The following is a 17,198-nucleotide window of genomic DNA, read 5'->3' on the forward strand; positions in this document are numbered from 1 at the left end:
AGCTGGTAACAACTTACCGGCCGTGTTTTCTAATTAGCAAAAAGCACATATGCATACTGAGGCATTTCATATAAATAAGCATTTGGCGGGCAATTACCCGGTTGATAGTGTATTGTCGTTTAACCCCTTTGTAAACCACCTCGAAAGGCATCTGCAAACGGCTGATGCAATCAAGGGTAAGTTTTACAGCTTTGCGCTCGAACATTTTAAAAGTGATGCCAATACCGGCCAAACGGCCAATGAAACCTCGCACGATCCGTATGCACTTGAGCTAATATACAGTGCCCTGTCGCCCGTTTTGCAAAGTGAAGATGATTGCTTTTGGGCACTGAGTACGCCCGTTCCTAACGAGATATTGTTTTGTACAGATGCCTTTTTTAACCTCATTACCAGTCGTGATATTAAAGAGGCTGCATCATCAATTATAACTGATGATAAAGAATTTAAGCGTCAGCAGTTAGAGTATGTTTACCGACTCATTTTAAAAAGGCTTTACCATTTTGCCACGGTTTTAAGTAGTAATGTTTATTACACATACACCAATCCGGCTACGGGTTTATTAAGGTATTACCACATACATATCAATACCAATTTTATAGATATTGAGGTAAAGGGACAATTGCCCGATCTGGATTTTGAAACTATTGAGAACTACTTGCAGAACGAGGACGGCGGTATTGATGTTTTAGCCGAAATACTGCCATTGAGCTTGTTTAAGTTCGAAGGCTTCTCGGTAATTACGCTGGAAGATGTAACATCACGGCGTGCCATTGAAGACATCAGGGACGCGATCAGTAATGCTGAAACCGACCAAAAGGAACTTTACAAGCAGGTAATTAATTCGCTCAAAATACTTACCGAAAATAAAGAGGTACGCTTTGGCTTGCTACCATTTTTAAAGTTGAATGGTGAGCCTTTGTTTGATGAATCATCCTGCTCCGAAAGTGTTTTAATGCAGTCGGCAAAACGGTATGGCGTAGCCGAGGAGGCATATATTGCTTTGGTAACCCGCTACGAAAAAGAGCCCAAAGCCAGGTTTTTTAGCTCAATAACCGAAGCTCATCAGGAAAAATATTTTATTTTGAAGGTGCTGCGCGAGTCGGGTATCAAATCGTACGCAGTAATCCCGGTTTTCCATAACAAGCACATTGCCGGTATAATGGAAGTGTACTCAGAAAAAGAGCTGGTATTTTATGAAAACCTGCTGTCGCGACTGGAGTTTGCTTTGCCGCTAATTGCCCAATTACTGCAAAACACTATCGACAGGTTTACCGATTGCATAAATGACGTTATTAAAGAGCGCTACACTTCTATCCAGTCGGCTGTGCAATGGAAGTTTAATGAGGTAGCCTGGGAGCAAATCAAAAATCCGCAAAAGCGTCGTAAAAAAGGCTATCATAATGATATTACGTTTAAAGATGTATATCCGTTATACGGTGCTATCGATATTCGTAATTCAACTATTGAACGCAACCTGGCCTTGCAGCAGGATATGCGCCGGGTTACCAAGTTACTGTTGAAGATATTTTTAACGCTTGATGAGCAATATCCCAACGAGCGTTGGCAGCCGTTAATTGATAAAACTAATAGCTGGTTGCATAAGCTGCAAAACCCCATCAATACCAGCGAAGAGGTTTTAATTAATGAGTTTTTGGAAGACGAGGCCGGGAAGGTGTTAGAAGAGTTTAAAGGGCTGAATCCGGAGAGCGGAGAAGTTATGGACACTTATCTCGAAATGATTTCGCAGGATAATGATGGTCCGGCATTTACACAGCGCAACCGTCTCGAAAACGCCATGCAGAGTATAAATCACTGCATCAATAGTTACTTTGAGCGCGCCCAGCATGAGCTGCAAAAAATATATCCCAACTACTTTGAAAAGTTCAGGACTGATGGCGTAGAGTACGATATTTATGTAGGACAATCCATATTCCCTAAAAAAGCATTTAGTGCCGATTGTTTAAAGAAATTGCGCCTTTGGCAGCTAACCTCCATGGTTGATATTGCCCGCCAAACTCATAAACTGTTAGACCATTTACCTGCCGACCTGCAAACCACCCAGCTTATCTTCATCCATAGCATGGCTATTGATATTTGCTTTAGGAACGATGAGCGCCGGTTTGATGTGGAGGGGGCCTATAATATCCGCTATGAGGTTATTAAAAAGCGTATAGACAAGGTAATGCTCCTGGATGGTTCAGAGCGGTTAACCCAGCCCGGCAAAATTGCTATAGTTTATTTTACCGACGAAGAAGCCCAGGAGCAACTTGGCTACATTAAACAAATACAGAAGCAGAAAATGCTGTTACCCGAGGTAGAAGATTTAAAGTTAGAAGAACTGCAAGGCGTAGTAGGTTTAAGAGCGTTAAGGGTTAGTATTGATTTTGGAGAGTAGATCACCATCATTTTACCAGCTGTAAACAAAAAAGCAACCCCTAACCGAGGTTGCTTTTTTTATATTCCTTAAAAAATACTTAATTCATACCATAAACACTTTCCTGCTCCTGCGCTAATGCTAAAGCGCGGGTACGGCGATCAGAACGTTTGTTAAACATCATACGTTGCAATTTATGAGTTAAAAAAGCCGAACCGGTACCAACCAATACTCCTGCTAAAACATCGCTGGGGTAGTGTGCCCCACGGTACATGCGTGAGTAAGCAGTGGCACCTGCAAAGGCAAAACTTGGCGCAATTACATACCATTTAGGATAAGCCAAACTTACCGATGTAGCTACCGAAAATGCGGTAGAGGTGTGACCTGAAGGGAAAGAGTAATCGGTAGGGGAGGTGTTGCCTTGCAAAACAATTTTATCGCCATAAGTAACAAACGGACGCTGACGCTGAATGGTACTCTTCATCATCATGGTAATAGCGGTGTTACCTAATAATGAAATACCTGTGTTTATTGCCGTTTGCTTAAGTTTTTGATCATGATTAACCATGCTGATGGCCATCAATGTAAGCGGCGTAGCGGCCGACATGTAAACAGCGTGATTGGAAACAAATTTCCATCCGGCATTTTCGTTACCGCCGTTGGGGTTGAATTTGTTTAGTAAATTGATGTCCCAGTTTTGAGCTTTCGCAAACGATGCCTGGATTACCAGCATCAACACAATTAGTTTAAATTTCATCTATAAGTAAGGGTTATTAAGTATAACTTTTTTCTCTATAACTAATACTCTGATAATGAAAGGCTGGTTAATTAGGGTTATATTGTTGCAACTATCCTAAAACGAGGTTTAAAATAGCGTGCCGATTTATAAAATTAATAAAAAATAAATGATTTGCAAGTATTTATCTGATATCTTGAATTCTACAAACGGCTGACAGATAAATAAATTGCATGATTGTTTACAAACTTTTTAAACCGTTTCTGTGGCTTGTTTACGGTGTTGGCGCTGAGTTTGTTTCCTTAAAAGATTAATTACTGAATATGCCCCTATAATTGCGGGGAAAAATAGCAGGAATGAACGCTGTAATAATGTAAATATAGAAAGCAGGGCAGCAGGCACGATCTTGCCAAATAGTACAGATATGCTCACCTCGGCAAAGCCGCTGCCACCGGGGCTTGGTGCAAAGTATATCATAAATTGTATGAGTATTTGTATTGATATTACTTGTACCAGGCTGGCATTTACACCCAATCCTAACAATATCACATACTGCATGCAATACTTATTCATGTATAGCAGGGTGGTTATAATTAAGCTAAGCGGAAACAAAAAAGGATGCTGCTTAATGATAACACTGCAGGTTTGCTGGTACTTAGAAATATTTACATATGATTTTTCAGCCCAGGCTGCCAGTTTTTCTTTACGCTTGGGGAATACGGCAGATAATCCGTTAGCGATTTTTTGGATGATAATACCTACCCAAACCGGTTTCCAAAACGCCAGTAAAAATGCCAACAGGAATAGCAAAAAGAAGCTGAAACCATATTTAAGCATGGCAGGTACTATGCCGCTTACGTAGCTGGTATCCATTAGCATAATGGCTACAAAGCCCGCTAACGGCATAAATATGAGCGTAGCCCCCATATTAATTAGGCTCACGGCAAAGGCATCAATAAAGGTAACGCCCGCGCTGGTATACACATAAATTTGAGCCGGACCAGCACCACCGTGTGCCGGGGTAACCGCCCCCATAAACATATTGGCCACATTGGCCCTGAAACTAACCCAGTGTGACACTTCGGGGTTTAGCTTACGTATGTAAATATGGTTGCGCCAACTGCCCAGCATCAAATCCACAAAAAGCATCCCCAAACAAATGGCAATGTATTTATAGGAGATGTGCTTAAGCGCTTCAACCGTTTGCCCGGTGTTGTTATAAAAAAAGATTCCGGCTATGGTTAAAACTGTAATTAGTGCAAACCAAAGGCTGCCCTTAATAATGATATTCTTATCAAATACCGATTTTACTTCCTCCTTGCCTTCAACTTCTATTTGCTTTTCTTGTTGAGAAGAAGCATTGACGGGGCTACCTGGATTATGGTTTGACATGTTGTGGTATGGTTATGGTTGTTTGGTGAGTTTGTATTGAATATTAGTAAAGCGATTCGCCTTCGGATGCTTTAGGCGTGATGCCTTTCCATTTCAAAATAGAGTTGAACAGGTCTGCGGTACGTGCCGGGTGCGTATTCCAGTTTTTTTGGTTATAAATAAGCGGTACGTTAATGTGCGATTTGTGCAGTGAACCATGCGAACCTAAATGCTCTGGATATTCCCAAAAATCGCGCAGGTCATGCCCTACACGGGCGCTAATTACAATATCGCCGGCACGGCGGCTTCGGAATAACTGGTGTATCTGGAATAACGAGTCGGGGTAATCAGTTTCAAACGTAGCTTCTAAGGCTGCACGGTGGCCGGTTACCTCAATATCACGGCCCTGTTTAAGCGGGTCGGCGCTTTCAGGGCGATAGATGAATTGATCACCACTTACCTGTACGGTGGCTTTACCTTCGGCGCTATGTACTACGTAAGTTTGTTCTGCATTGCCACGGTAAATGCCAAAGTCAACCGCTTGCTCGGCAATCAGGCTATCTAAACGGCTTTTGCCCATGGCAGTCATAATTTCATTTTCACGCAGCGGATGGTCGCCCTCGTGGTTAAGCAGGTGTATGCTGCCAAACGAGTTACCCGAGATCATAACGGCCGATTTTGGATTGCTTTTCCAGATAGTAGGATAGTAAACCGATTTAAGGCCGTTGTTGGTCATCCAATCGCCCAGGTCGAGGTGTTTATCGGTTGGGGTTAGGCCATGATCTGATGTCATTACAAACAAGGTGTCATCCCACCAGCCTTTCTGCTCGAGGAGGGCACGTACTTCGCCCAAACTGTTGTCAACAATCTTATAAGCCTCAATGGTGCGCGGGTCGCGCACGTGGTGATAGTGCGAATCCCAGTCCACACTCGGGAACACGGCAAACAAAAAATCGAAATCTTTGCCCGAGTTCAGCATCTCCATAATGCGTTGGTGCCCTTGCAAATCAACCGGGTGATGGCGTTTCCAAAAGTGGGCACGGGTATACAATAAGCCTTTACCCTTTTTACCTAAATCATACTCATCGGGCACGCTGCGGGTAATCATGTTGTACAGGTTGTACGATTCGCCCATGAGCTCAAACAATGTAGGCTTATCGGCCGGCATATCGGTATTAAACCAGGCCGCTTCGGGTCCGCAGTACGAGCGCATGGCCATTTTGTTCCAGCGGGTACGCTTAAATTCTTTTTTATCAAACCAGCGTATGCCCGTAATACCCATTGTGCCGGGGAAATGTCCGGTTAAAAAAGGCAGGTAAGCGGGTCCGGTGGTTGATGGGAAACAAGTGGTAGCTTTGCGGTAAGTACCTTCGTCAATTATCCGTTTTATGTTGGGGAGTAGTCCCTGGTTTATTAGTTCGGGCATTATTTCGGCATGCGCACCGTCGACCAGATAAAAAAGGGTCCGTTTTTTATTTTGCATTAATGATTACTTGTAATGTAGGGTTGTATTGCTTTAAAGGCGGGTTTTAATAACCGGTAAATATAATTTATAGGATTTAAAATAACCGGTTAATCTTAAATAATCATTAAACTATGCACTGTTTAAATAATAGTAAACGTGCTTTAACAACTTTTTAATATTTATTTTGTAGTTGAATAAATCTCAGCATCACAAATAAACATTTTCGATGTTATTGATTAACTTGTTTTAAATTACAACCAACAACCGGTTAGCCCATAAATGCCTTTGAAAAAATATTACTTATCCTGTTTACTTGCCACAGGTATTACCTTACCTGTAATTACTGCTTCGGCTCAAATTAAAAATAAGCCCGATAGCATTACCGTTGCCGTTGCACCCGATTACAACGACGTAAGTGGCGTACATCGTATTTTACTGGGCGAAAATTATCGCAAAAGAGTGGGGAAAGCCTGTTAAACTGCGCATAATTGACCTAAGCAAAGAAAAAGGCGGTCTTACCATTGAGCAAAAAGGCGGCGGTATGCAAACCAAATCGTTAAGGTTGGTTGATAAAACAGGGCAGGAGTGGGTATTACGCTCGGTGCAAAAATATCCTGAGCGGGTATTGCCGCCAACCCTGCGTTCGGGTTTAACCAAGGCTATCATTCAAGATCAAACCAGCACGGCAAATCCCTTTGCGGCGTTAACAGTTCCTGTAATGGCCGATGCCTTGAAAATTCCGCACTCAAACCCCGAAATTGTTTACGTGGGCGATGATCCTGTTTTAGGAAAATACAGCAAAGATTATAAGAATAGCGTATTCCTGTTCGAAGAGCGTGAGCCGTTAGAATCGGAAAAAACCGACAATACTAAAAAGGTACAAAAGAAACTTCGCGAAGACAATGATGTAGAGTTTGATAAAAAACTGGTATTGCGTGCACGCCTGTTTGACCAGGTATTGGGCGATTGGGACCGCCACGACGATCAATGGCGCTGGGATAAACAAAAAGACGGCGACAAAACCTTTTACACTCCTATACCGCGCGACCGCGACCAGGTGTATTACAAAACATCGGGCATATTGCCCTGGATAGTGGCTCACCAATTTCTTAAAGCAAAGTTTCAGCCTTATAATGCCGAAATACGCGACATAGGTGCCTGGAACTTTAACGGCCGCTTTTTTGACCGCTACTTTTTGCGCGAACTCAACGAAAAAGATTGGAAAGAGCAAATTGAGTATGTGCAAACACACCTTACCGATGAGATAGTTAACCAAGCCATGCACCGTATGCCCGATGAGGTTTATAAACTGTCGGGTCAAAAAATTACTAAAACTTTAATTGCACGCCGGGATAACCTCATAAAAATGGGACTGGAGTACTACAAGTTTTTATCGGGACAGGTTGATGTTCCGGCCAGCGAGAAGAACGAGCATATTGAGGTTGATTTGAAAGACAGTGGGCGGGTAAAGCTTACCATTCGTAATATTAAAAAAGATAACTCCTTAGGTCGTGAGGTGTACAAACGCACCTTTAAGCCCGATGAAACTAAAGAGGTACGTATTTATGGCTTTGGCGGTGGTGATAAGTTTGAAGTAAAAGGAGAAGGAAAATCGCCTATTAAGGTGAGGATGATCGGTGAAAAAGGCAGTGTGGATACCTTTACGGTAAATAAGGAAGTTGATAACCGTGGACGCTTATATATTTACGACCGTAAGGATGAGCAAAATATACTGCCTGATAGAAAACAGGCCAAAATACGTACATCAACCGATACCGGAGTGACTTACTACGAGCGTAAAAACTTTGAATACGACCGCCCCGAACCTATTATTTATGCCCGGTACAATAATGATTATGGTGTAATATTGAGTGCCGGTTATGCATTTACCAAGCACGGCTTCCGTAAGCTGCCTTACGATTGGCGGCAGGAATTATTGGTTAATTATGCCTTTGGCCGTAAATCATTTGTAATACGTTACAATGCCGATTTTAAGCAACTGATCGGTAAAAACGACCTCATGATACATGTTACCTCGCGTGGCCCGCATAACATTAGTAACTTTTTTGGAATAGGTAATAACACACTTTTTGAAAAGGATAGTGAGTTTATCAATTACTTTCGTAACAGGTACGATTATTTGTACGGCGATGCCCGTTTGGCGCATACCTATGGCAAGGTAAAACTAAGTGCCGGTGTAACCAGCCAATATTATCATGCCGGGGTGGGTGATAATGATGATAAGTATTTACAGCAATTTAGCCGGCAAAACCCTAATGAAAGTGTGTTTAGCAACAAAACCTATGCGGGTTTAATTACCGGTGCCGAAATGGATACCCGTAACAGCCAAATGCTGCCTACTAAAGGGGTATACATGAATACTACTTTGCGCGGCTTACAGCAACTCAATCAGGATCATAGCCGCTATGCCCAGTTACTGTCAGAAGTGAGTTTTTACAACGATTTAACCCATGATTCAACCTTTGTACTGGCTACTCGCTTTGGCGGTGGAACAACATTGGGGCATGCCGAATTTTTTCAGCAATTGAAATTAGGCGGATCAGATAATTTGCGCGGCTTTCGTACATGGAGGTTTACCGGTAAAAGCATGGTGTATAACAATATTGAAGCGCGTATAAAGCTGTTTAATTTCAACTCCTACCTGTTTCCAGGCACATTGGGCTTAATAGGCTTCAACGATATTGGCCGGGTTTGGACACCCGGGGAAAAATCGGCCAAGTGGCATGATGGTTACGGTGGTGGCTTCTTTTTGGTTCCGGCCGAGTTACTGCTCATACAAGCAACAATGGCAGGTTCAAAAGAAGGAAAGTTCGTTTATGTAAATTTGGGATATAGGTTTTAAAGATTTGTGATTGGTTAAGTAGTTGATTGGTTGAGTTGTTTCAAAGGAAGTTATATCAAATGAAACAATAGGTGTGCAAGCAGATTGCCAACTAATCAACTAATCAACTAATCAACTAATCAACTAATCAACTAATCAATTCATCTTCAAACATTGGTTAACCGTGCCAATAAGGTCGGTAAGGTCAAAGGGTTTTGCGATAACTGCATCGCATCCAAAGCTAAAAAAGTCGATAGTGTTGGTGGTATAGGCCGAAAAGATAATAACCGGGGTTTTGTGTAACTGCTTGTGCGATTTAATGGTACGGCATATATCTCCGCCATTGCCATCCATCAGCTTAAAATCGAGGATGATAAGATCGGGGTTGTATTCTTCGGCTACGCCAACTATGCCAGTACTGTCAGAAGTTGATTTCACTTCGAACTGCTCGTAAGTAAGCACCTCATGAACTACTTCAAGTATGTCCATATTATCATCAAGCACCAAAATCCGTTTGAGCATACCAATAGTTTAAACTAAAATACGAAGGGAAATGCATGTAATATGCAATCGTGATTTTAATTAATACAAAATTACTAAAAATATTTGTTAATATTTATGTTGTATATTGTCAATTTTGTGTATAAATAAGATATATGAATTTGTTTATTTTTAACTAATAGTTAATATTTAAGGAAAATAATAAACAAAGTTTTGATGCGGTTAGTACACTTAATGAGTGAGTTTCTCTATTTTTAAAAGTAATTCTTCCATCTCAAATGGCTTCGCCAAAAAATCATCGGCTCCTGATTGTATGGCCGATTGCGCAATATCCTTGCTGGCCGATACCATGAGCACCGGTATATGGCGAGTGCTTGCGTTAGCTTTTAATTCCTTGCAAATATCCCTTCCATCACAGCCCGACATCCATATATCAAGCAGCAGCACATCCGGATATTCACTGAGTTTTAATACATCATTACCATCATAGGTTGAACTAACCTGGTATCCATAAAAATCGAGCATTATTTCAACAGCATCCACGATTCCCGGATCGTCGTCTGCAATTAATATTCGCTTGCGCATGTTACACTTGAGTAACCACAAACTTAAAAAATTGTTAATTTAGATGAAGGGTGATTTATTAATTTTTAATGAGAGGGTTAGGGGTGATTAACAGGTAATGCAAAACAGAAGGTTGACCCCTGGCCCTCAACCGATGTTACCCATATGCGGCCTCCCTCGCGTTTAATAATTTCTGATGATATATACAACCCCAGGCCTAACCCCGGAAAAGTGTGCTGCTTGTCACCGCTTACCCGGTAAAACTGCTCAAAAACCTTGTGCTGTTTATCTTCCTTTATACCAATACCAAAATCCTGAACGCAAACGTTTATTTCGTTATTTTTTAGTGAAGTACGCACAATAATTTTATCGGCCTGGGGCGAATATTTAATGGCGTTACTAATGAGGTTGGTAATAACTTGTACAATGCGGTCTTTATCGGCATAGGCGGTGCCGGTAGTGTTCAGCTCAAGGGCAATCTGGTGTTTGCTCGTTGTTCGCTGAAGGTCTTCAACCAATTCGGTAATCAGTTGGTTAAAATCAAAATAATCATCGTTAAACTGCAAACGGCCCGATTGTATTTTGGTAACATCCAATAAATCGCCTATCAAACTGGTAAGCCGGTCAATCTGGTTGTTCATTTTACCCAGCATGGCCGATTTTTCATCGCCTTCGCGCATGAAAATGGTCTGCAAAACCTGGGTGTATGCTTTTAAGCTGGTAACCGGGGTTTTTAATTCATGACTGGCAATGCCTATAAATTCGTCTTTTTGCTGTTGCAGTTGCTTTTGGTCGGTAATATCAACACATGCCCCAACGTAACCTTTAAATATGCCCTCTGCATTATACTGGGGGTTACCGGTGCATACCACCCAGCGTATTTTGCCATTGAGGTGCGTAATCCTGAAAAAGCTTTCATGCACAACCTGGGCTTTAAAATCATTTATAAACTTATCGGCTGCTACCTGTACGTCATCAGGTAAAACACTATTGAGCCAGCCGCTGCCTAAATGCTCATCAAGCGGCCTGCCGGTCCAGTTTACCCAAACCTGGTTTACATACGTAATTTCTCCACTGTTATCAGTCATCCACAACGCAGTGGGTGATGCTGTGGTAATAGCCCTGAAAAGCTGCTCGCTTTCAATAAGTGCTTTACGGGCGGCTATTTCGGGGCGCAAATCGCGCACCACCGAAGCGCGACCTAAAGGCTCTCCGCTTGCCACATCGCGTACCAGGAGGGAGGTGGCATAACCCGGTATAGCTTCGCCGGTTTTGTGATTACGGTAAATAACCTCTCCTTCCCAACGGCCATGCTTTAAAAGCGATGGATTAATTTCTTCGGCCACCCGTTTTACCTGATCGGGCATAACGTATTCAACAGTAGGGCGCTGGGCTTCCTGCAGGCTATCAAAGCCCATCATTTTTTGCCCGGCTTTATTCAGGTAAGTTAGTTTGCCGTCCCAATTACTCAATGCAATTAAATCGGTGCTGTTGTCAATAAGCCATAAGAGCCGTTGCTGCTCCAGTTTGGCCTCAGCATCGGCTGTAATATCTTCAACTATGCCCGAAAAGTGGGTCGGTTTTTTAGTATTGTCGTAAGTGTATCGCCCGGTTACTTTTATCCAATGTACCGAGCCATCGTCCCATACAACCCGTGCTTCGTATGATAACTTGCCTGTGCGTAAAGCTTTTTCGTATGCCGCCTTACGTACTTTTAAATCTTCGGGGTGTACATATTTGATGAATGCCTCGCGGTTTAAATCCACGGCTTCGTTGCCCGTAAGTATTTTGGCAAATAAAGGGGTATAGCTTATGGCATTAGTAGCCAAATGCACCAGGTAACTGCCGGCATCAATATTTTCGAGTGCGAGTTGGGCTAACTGTTCGGCCGATTTTATTTTCTCATCGGCAAAAACCTGCTCGCTTATGTCTAACGTAATTCCCGAAAAACGGTAAGGTTGGCCATTGGTATTAAAATAAGCCTTACCCTTACAATGTAGCCAGCGCAGCTTTTTATCTACGGCACCAATTGTCCTGAATTTAATATCGTAATTACCACCGCTTTCGTGGTTTAAGGCTCTTGTAACCGCTGCATCAACCAGCAGGCGGTCGTTGGGATGTATATATTTTAGTGCTTCCTCATAAACCACTACATCATCCTTTGGAAAGCCATATAACTCTTTGGTGCGCTCATCCCAACTAACCTTATTGGTATCGAGGTTGAGGTACCATGTACCTATTCCTGCTGCTGCTAAAGAAAAATTGAGCTGCTCCTTTATTTCGTGGGCGTGCTTGCGGGCTGTTACCTGCCCCGTAACGTTGGTAGCAGTATTAAGTATAGCCCACACTTTACCCTCAGCATTAAACAAGGGCTTGTAGGTAAATGAGTAATAGTTGTCCTGTAGTTGGCCGTCAATGATCATCTGCACAAGATCTTCCTCGGCTTCATAAGGTTTGCCGGTGGTAAAAACATCTTCGAGCAGTTGAAAAAACGGTTGGCCTTCCAATTCGGGTAATGCCTCTTTAAGGGTCTTGCCTATAACCGAGCCATCTTTGCCCCATGCATCACAAATCATGGCCTTGTTAGCCAGCCTTATGCGCATTTCGCGCCCCTCGTACAATGCAATAGGCGTAGGCGATTCTTCAATAATTGCGCTGAAAACAGCAACATCGGTTGGGGCGTGGTTCATAATAATGATAGTAACAAAAATACATTAATGTTGCGAACGCAACCATAGCCTTAAGTGGTAATAATAAAAAGAAATAAATTTATAATTGATTAATGGCGAATTTCTAATAACTAAAAAAGTGAGTACTGCGCAACCACACTTTCGTATATGTACGGCCTAACTGTTATTGCCGGTTGGGTATGGCCTTTTATGGTATATACAGGCGTTTCTTCATAGCGCGATGCTATAACAACCTGTGTTTGGCCTGCGTGGGGTAAAAACATTTGATGGGCAAGGGTAGGGCAATTATTGTCTTTTGATAAGTGGGAGAGTAGCACCAAACTCATAAACGCAGGTCGGTGGGTGGTAAACAGCTCGACGCGCCTGTTTATTTGACAAGTGCCCACGGCCCCCGGTAATGCGTTTTTTAAGATGGTACGGATAGTTGCCCTGCGCCAGCATTTGCTCATCGTAATTAGCTTCTAAAAATGCAGCGTGGCACTGCTTGAAGTGCTTGATAAGATGCTCACAAGGTGCGCCAATATCGGTAAATACGCCTACATTAACATCATTATAACTTACCACAAAACTATGCGGATGTGCCGCATCATGAAATTTAGGAAAGGCGCTTATGCTTAACCCGCCCACTTGTACCGGCTCATACGCTTTAAAAGTTTGAATTAAATTCTCCTCTAAAAATAAACGCCCGTACTGCATGGTAGCGGTAGTAATGTAAACCGGAAGCTGGTATTTTTTAGACAGAACGGTAAGACCACGAATATGATCAGAATGCTCGTGCGATATAAATATGGCTTTAACCTTTTGCATACTGAGGTTTAACCTCAGCATACGGCGTTCTACCTCGCGGCAGGATATGCCTACATCAACCAGCACGGCTTCGTGCTCATTGCCCACATAGTAGCAATTGCCGTTACTGCCCGAGTTTAGTGATGTTATATACAGCGCCATATTTAATTGCAAAGTAACCGGTTTTTATGCACATATGTTAACATAAGGGTTAAATAATTTCGGCTTAATTTTAGTATGAGGTCCGTTTTATGGAATTTAAAATCTAAAAATTTTAGTAAAAATTAAAAGGTTTTGTTCATCTTTGCCATACATACTCAAATCACAATCATGTACCGTAGCATTAACGATTTCCTGGCCGATTGGCAGCAAGAGGCGGCAAATACCGCTAAAATTTTTGCCAATATAACCGAGGAGGTAAAGGGCATTAAAATTAATCCTAATATACGCTCGTTAGAGCGCCTGGCCTGGCACATTACCGAAACCATAACCGAGATGGGTACCAAAGCCGGTTTGTTTGACAGCAACCTGCTGGAGCATCAGCCGGTACCGGCCACCTTTGCCCAAATTGCAGCCACTCACCAAAAATATAATGCCCTGCTGGCCGAGGCCGTAACCAAGCGCTGGGTTGACTCGGGCTTAACCGATGAGGTACCCATGTACGGCGAGAGCTGGGCAAAAGGAACGGTGTTGAGTGTATTAATTGCCCACGAGGCGCATCATCGCAGCCAAATGACCGTTATTATGCGGATGGTGGGCTTGCCGGTTCCGGGCTTATATGGCCCATCGGCTGAGGAATGGGTGGCTTATGGCATGGCCGTTCAAGAATAAAACTTAACCCTGCATCTGCCTTATAATAAAACGGGCGACCTGTATATTACAGGTCGCCCGTTTTGTATAATGTAACAAGAGGTAGTTTAAGATTAATTCCCTACCAATTATGCATTTGTATATTAAAAACTCTTTCTCGGCCTTTTAGGTCGTTCGGTTTCTGACGATTGGTTGTTGTTATTATTGTTATAGCTCCGGTTGGGGTATGAAGTATTGCGTGGGGCATTGAAATTGCGCTTTGGTGGCGGTTTTACCGGGCGTTCTTCTGATAGTTTGACAGTTAGCTCTCTGTCGACCATTGTGGTACCATCCAGGGCTGCTGCGGCTTGTGCAGCACCATCCTCGGTAAGCATTTCAATAAAAGCATAGCCCTTGCATTTACGGGTTTGCTTATCACGTACAATTTTAATGGTACTTATGTCGCCATGAGGGGCAATAAGCTTCGCCAGTTCAATTTCAGTAATTTCGAGTGGGAAACCGCTCACGAATAGTTTTACCATAACAATGTAAAGTACGCTAATTTAGCGCAAATATTGTGCAAGAAATGAATTATAGCCCATAGTAAATTTGCTGCTCATAAAAAACATATCTAAATTATACTCCAAGGCGTTTTATGTTAAATGGAAATAAGATGGTGACCAATAATTAGCTCATAATAAACTATCTAAAACCTCCACACCAATATGCGGCTGGTTTTTTGCCCTTGCGACATGGTGATGGTCTTTACATCTGTAGCACCTAAATAGTCGAGCGATTTGTAGCAACCTGGTAGCGTTGTTTTTTGTGAAATTAATGATGAAAACCACTTGCATGATTTGGCAAACTGTTTACTCTCGCTCATTATTTTGTTTAGGAAACGTGGTTCGCCACCCTCACACCAAAGCTCGTTGTTGCGGCCGCCAAAATTTAAACCGGGGTTGGTATCTTGTCCAAGTTTTTCCCATTTACGTTGTGATTTTTGCAGTACCTCTTTTGACGATGAATGGAACGGGGGGTTGCACATCGTAATGTCGAATTTTTCACCGGATTTTATAATGCCTTCAAAAATGTGCGCATATGAAGTTTGCTTACGTATATCAATTGCTCCCGCAAGACCATTGTCTTTAACGATCTTTTGGGCCGATGCCACAGCAATGTAATCAGCCTCGCTGCCAACAAAGCTCCATCCATAAGCTTTGTGCCCAATAAGCGGATAAATGCAGTTGGCGCCCACACCAACATCCAGTACTTTGATGCTATTGCCGGTTGGCACCTTGCCGTTGTTATCTTCGGCTAATACATCGGCTATATAATGAATGTAATCGGCACGGCCGGGGATAGGCGGGCATAAAAATCCTTCAGGAATATCCCATGAAGCAATGCCATAACTTTGTTTTAGCAATGCCTGGTTAATGGTTTTAACGGCCTCAGGGTTGGTAAAATTAACTGTTGGCTCGCCCTGTTCATTTTCGGTAACGAATTCGCGCAAAGCGGGCAGGGCTTTTATTAACGCTTTAAAATCATATCGCCCACGGTGTAAATTACGCGGGTGTAAATTGGTTTTCTCGGTACTGTTACTTGGTATTTTGTTTGCCATTATAAAATGCTCTTTAAGTTGGCCGGCGAATAGTTGATAGATTTTAAGGTTTTGTTATCGTGTTTACGGTAAACCAAAAATAGATCGTCCTCATTTTTATAATAAGCTTCGCAGCCATCTTTTTGTTTATAGTGTGCTATGGTGGCATTTGCCTCTTCTATAGTTTGGCAAGCCTTGCTCATGTTAGAGCGGTGTACCTCATCAAACAAAGTTTTAAATTTTTCGCCCAAACCAAATTCCAAAATAGCGCCAGCCAACACATATTGTATATCGCACAGGGCATCGGCCACCTCTGTTAGATCATTATTTTCAATAGCTTCCTGCAGTTCTTTAACCTCCTCGGCTAATAGCGACACGCGTAAGTTACAGCGTTCTTTCGAAGGAATAGCCGGGCTGCTAACCACCGGGTGTTTAAACGTTTTATGAAATTCGGCTACCTGGTTTAGTGCGCTTGGTTCTTGCATGTTTTTAGCAAAATGTATTGCGGTAAAATTAGGGTATTAAATCTGTTTTTTTTGGGGAGAAATTTAGGCTTTATCAATTTGATGCTTGAACTGGAAAACTGAAAATATTAAGAAAATTGTAGCTTTGAAATACAGATAATTTAGTCTGTTAGTTTAATAAGTTTTCAAGGTGAGACTGTTTAACTTTTTGTACAAAAAACCTATCTTCAAAAATAGAATTGATTATTTCTATGAACATCCTGAATTGTTAGTAGATATTGAATTTGCCAACCGTACTAACAAGAAAAAAGAGTTTGGGTTGAGCTATCTTGTCAAGAATTTGAAATTGATTCTAATACAGAATATCGTATAGTTACTCACGACAAATATTTTAGAATCGAATTTGATTCGGATGATTCGATAATATTTTATCTACAACATAGTTTTGGTTTTAAGTTATATAAACGTCCGGTATCAGAGCAAGTAAAAAATCCTCACGATTGGATATTAGATTGTGACACGTCAGAAATAAATTAAAACCATTTTTTAATAGAAAATAGCAGTACAATAATATTGAGTACCATAGCGCTAAGCAGTTGGTTCGGGTATCCACTCAACCTTTGGTTCTGTAGCTGAAATTACATCGATCAAATCATCACATACTAACAAATAGTGCTTTAAATCATAATCGTCAAATATTCCATAACCTTCTTCTTTAAACCAGTTCAAATATTTTGAATTGGACGAAACATTGAAAGGATTAGTCCAGGTTTCTTCTGAAAGGAATTTCATCCTTCCCGACTCCAGCGTATAACGATATGTAAAACATCCTCTAAAGCTCACTTGGATATACCTATTCCCATCATTTGGATATGTAGCCATAACAATCGTCAATACATTTGCTTCATGCTTTATTGAGTATAAATATATATTAATAGGAACTCCTTGTAAAGGAGAAAACGGCTCATAGTGGTCTAAATTCATTTAATTTTGAAGCTAAGCCCTTTTTATCGAATAAA

General features: G+C 41.9%; 16 protein-coding genes. 4 read left to right on the plus strand and 12 right to left on the minus strand.

Going from position 1 to position 17,198, the window contains the following annotated elements:
- Positions 1–49 precede the first annotated feature (49 nt).
- Positions 50–2,395 (plus strand): hypothetical protein, encoded by a 2,346-nt coding sequence (locus tag QE417_RS18695; protein WP_311952253.1) that lies wholly within the window; start codon positions 50–52, stop codon positions 2,393–2,395.
- A gap of 79 nt (positions 2,396–2,474) precedes the next feature.
- On the opposite strand, the gene QE417_RS18700 is transcribed toward QE417_RS18695, so the two are convergent.
- From QE417_RS18700 to QE417_RS18710, 3 genes are all read right to left on the minus strand, one after another.
- Complete coding sequence (locus tag QE417_RS18700) at positions 2,475–3,131, minus strand: phosphatase PAP2 family protein (RefSeq protein ID WP_311952257.1); 657 nt, start codon at positions 3,129–3,131, stop codon at positions 2,475–2,477.
- Between the two features lie 231 nt (positions 3,132–3,362).
- Complete coding sequence (locus QE417_RS18705; RefSeq protein WP_311952260.1) at positions 3,363–4,502, minus strand: lysylphosphatidylglycerol synthase transmembrane domain-containing protein; 1,140 nt, start codon at positions 4,500–4,502, stop codon at positions 3,363–3,365.
- Positions 4,503–4,545: 43 nt separating this feature from the next.
- The gene (locus tag QE417_RS18710; RefSeq protein WP_311952263.1) at positions 4,546–5,964 is read right to left on the minus strand and encodes an alkaline phosphatase family protein; all 1,419 of its coding nucleotides are present in this window, start codon (positions 5,962–5,964) and stop codon (positions 4,546–4,548) included.
- A gap of 261 nt (positions 5,965–6,225) precedes the next feature.
- Between QE417_RS18710 and QE417_RS18715 the strand changes: the two genes are divergently transcribed.
- Both QE417_RS18715 and QE417_RS18720 read left to right on the plus strand, forming a co-directional pair.
- Entirely contained in the window at positions 6,226–6,423 is a 198-nt protein-coding gene (locus tag QE417_RS18715) for a hypothetical protein (protein ID WP_311952266.1), read from the plus strand.
- Positions 6,362–8,809: a BamA/TamA family outer membrane protein gene (locus QE417_RS18720; RefSeq protein WP_311952268.1), complete on the plus strand. Its 2,448-nt coding sequence runs from the start codon at positions 6,362–6,364 to the stop codon at positions 8,807–8,809. The genes QE417_RS18715 and QE417_RS18720 overlap by 62 nt, the downstream gene beginning before the upstream one ends.
- Before the next feature lie 135 nt (positions 8,810–8,944).
- Here QE417_RS18720 and QE417_RS18725 read toward each other — a convergent pair whose 3' ends face one another.
- From QE417_RS18725 to QE417_RS18745, 5 genes are all read right to left on the minus strand, one after another.
- Entirely contained in the window at positions 8,945–9,310 is a 366-nt protein-coding gene (locus QE417_RS18725; protein ID WP_311952271.1) for a response regulator transcription factor, read from the minus strand.
- 210 nt (positions 9,311–9,520) lie between these two features.
- Complete coding sequence (locus QE417_RS18730; protein ID WP_311952273.1) at positions 9,521–9,874, minus strand: response regulator; 354 nt, start codon at positions 9,872–9,874, stop codon at positions 9,521–9,523.
- 77 nt (positions 9,875–9,951) lie between these two features.
- The gene (locus tag QE417_RS18735) at positions 9,952–12,543 is read right to left on the minus strand and encodes a PAS domain S-box protein (protein WP_311952275.1); all 2,592 of its coding nucleotides are present in this window, start codon (positions 12,541–12,543) and stop codon (positions 9,952–9,954) included.
- A 110-nt stretch (positions 12,544–12,653) separates the two neighbouring features.
- A complete protein-coding gene (locus QE417_RS18740; RefSeq protein ID WP_311952278.1) occupies positions 12,654–12,806 on the minus strand; it encodes a hypothetical protein in 153 nt (50 codons plus the stop codon).
- A gap of 22 nt (positions 12,807–12,828) precedes the next feature.
- Entirely contained in the window at positions 12,829–13,491 is a 663-nt protein-coding gene (locus QE417_RS18745; protein WP_311952280.1) for an MBL fold metallo-hydrolase, read from the minus strand.
- A gap of 168 nt (positions 13,492–13,659) precedes the next feature.
- On the opposite strand from QE417_RS18745, the gene QE417_RS18750 reads away from it, so the two are divergent.
- Entirely contained in the window at positions 13,660–14,160 is a 501-nt protein-coding gene (locus QE417_RS18750) for a DinB family protein (protein ID WP_311952283.1), read from the plus strand.
- 122 nt (positions 14,161–14,282) lie between these two features.
- Here the strand turns inward: QE417_RS18750 and QE417_RS18755 are convergent, their stop codons facing one another.
- The 4 genes from QE417_RS18755 to QE417_RS18770 all read right to left on the minus strand — a co-directional run bounded on the left by QE417_RS18755 (position 14,283) and on the right by QE417_RS18770 (position 17,163).
- Positions 14,283–14,660, minus strand: a complete 378-nt coding sequence (locus QE417_RS18755; protein ID WP_311952285.1) for an RNA recognition motif domain-containing protein — start codon at positions 14,658–14,660, stop codon at positions 14,283–14,285.
- A 164-nt stretch (positions 14,661–14,824) separates the two neighbouring features.
- Entirely contained in the window at positions 14,825–15,736 is a 912-nt protein-coding gene (gene rlmF, locus QE417_RS18760; protein ID WP_311952287.1) for a 23S rRNA (adenine(1618)-N(6))-methyltransferase RlmF, read from the minus strand.
- Complete coding sequence (locus tag QE417_RS18765; protein ID WP_311952289.1) at positions 15,736–16,200, minus strand: nucleoside triphosphate pyrophosphohydrolase family protein; 465 nt, start codon at positions 16,198–16,200, stop codon at positions 15,736–15,738. The genes rlmF and QE417_RS18765 overlap by 1 nt, the downstream gene beginning before the upstream one ends.
- A 567-nt stretch (positions 16,201–16,767) precedes the next feature.
- Positions 16,768–17,163 carry a hypothetical protein gene (locus QE417_RS18770; protein ID WP_311952291.1) on the minus strand — a complete coding sequence of 132 codons (396 nt, stop codon included), beginning with the start codon at positions 17,161–17,163 and terminating at the stop codon, positions 16,768–16,770.
- Positions 17,164–17,198 lie beyond the last annotated feature (35 nt).

The organism is Mucilaginibacter terrae, assembly GCF_031951985.1.
Lineage (GTDB): Bacteria > Bacteroidota > Bacteroidia > Sphingobacteriales > Sphingobacteriaceae > Mucilaginibacter > Mucilaginibacter terrae_A.

Excerpts from the sequence above, each read along its gene's own strand:
- QE417_RS18695 (WP_311952253.1), top strand. The coding sequence starts at position 50 with ATGCATACTGAGGCATTTCATATAAATAAGCATTTGGCGGGCAATTAC.
- QE417_RS18700 (WP_311952257.1), bottom strand. The coding sequence starts at position 3,131 with ATGAAATTTAAACTAATTGTGTTGATGCTGGTAATCCAGGCATCGTTT.
- QE417_RS18705 (WP_311952260.1), bottom strand. The coding sequence starts at position 4,502 with ATGTCAAACCATAATCCAGGTAGCCCCGTCAATGCTTCTTCTCAACAA.
- QE417_RS18710 (WP_311952263.1), bottom strand. The coding sequence starts at position 5,964 with ATGCAAAATAAAAAACGGACCCTTTTTTATCTGGTCGACGGTGCGCAT.
- QE417_RS18715 (WP_311952266.1), top strand. The coding sequence starts at position 6,226 with ATGCCTTTGAAAAAATATTACTTATCCTGTTTACTTGCCACAGGTATT.
- QE417_RS18725 (WP_311952271.1), bottom strand. The coding sequence starts at position 9,310 with ATGCTCAAACGGATTTTGGTGCTTGATGATAATATGGACATACTTGAA.
- QE417_RS18730 (WP_311952273.1), bottom strand. The coding sequence starts at position 9,874 with ATGCGCAAGCGAATATTAATTGCAGACGACGATCCGGGAATCGTGGAT.
- QE417_RS18735 (WP_311952275.1), bottom strand. The coding sequence starts at position 12,543 with ATGAACCACGCCCCAACCGATGTTGCTGTTTTCAGCGCAATTATTGAA.
- QE417_RS18740 (WP_311952278.1), bottom strand. The coding sequence starts at position 12,806 with ATGTTTTTACCCCACGCAGGCCAAACACAGGTTGTTATAGCATCGCGC.
- QE417_RS18745 (WP_311952280.1), bottom strand. The coding sequence starts at position 13,491 with ATGGCGCTGTATATAACATCACTAAACTCGGGCAGTAACGGCAATTGC.
- QE417_RS18750 (WP_311952283.1), top strand. The coding sequence starts at position 13,660 with ATGTACCGTAGCATTAACGATTTCCTGGCCGATTGGCAGCAAGAGGCG.
- QE417_RS18755 (WP_311952285.1), bottom strand. The coding sequence starts at position 14,660 with ATGGTAAAACTATTCGTGAGCGGTTTCCCACTCGAAATTACTGAAATT.
- rlmF (WP_311952287.1), bottom strand. The coding sequence starts at position 15,736 with ATGGCAAACAAAATACCAAGTAACAGTACCGAGAAAACCAATTTACAC.
- QE417_RS18765 (WP_311952289.1), bottom strand. The coding sequence starts at position 16,200 with ATGCAAGAACCAAGCGCACTAAACCAGGTAGCCGAATTTCATAAAACG.
- QE417_RS18770 (WP_311952291.1), bottom strand. The coding sequence starts at position 17,163 with ATGAATTTAGACCACTATGAGCCGTTTTCTCCTTTACAAGGAGTTCCT.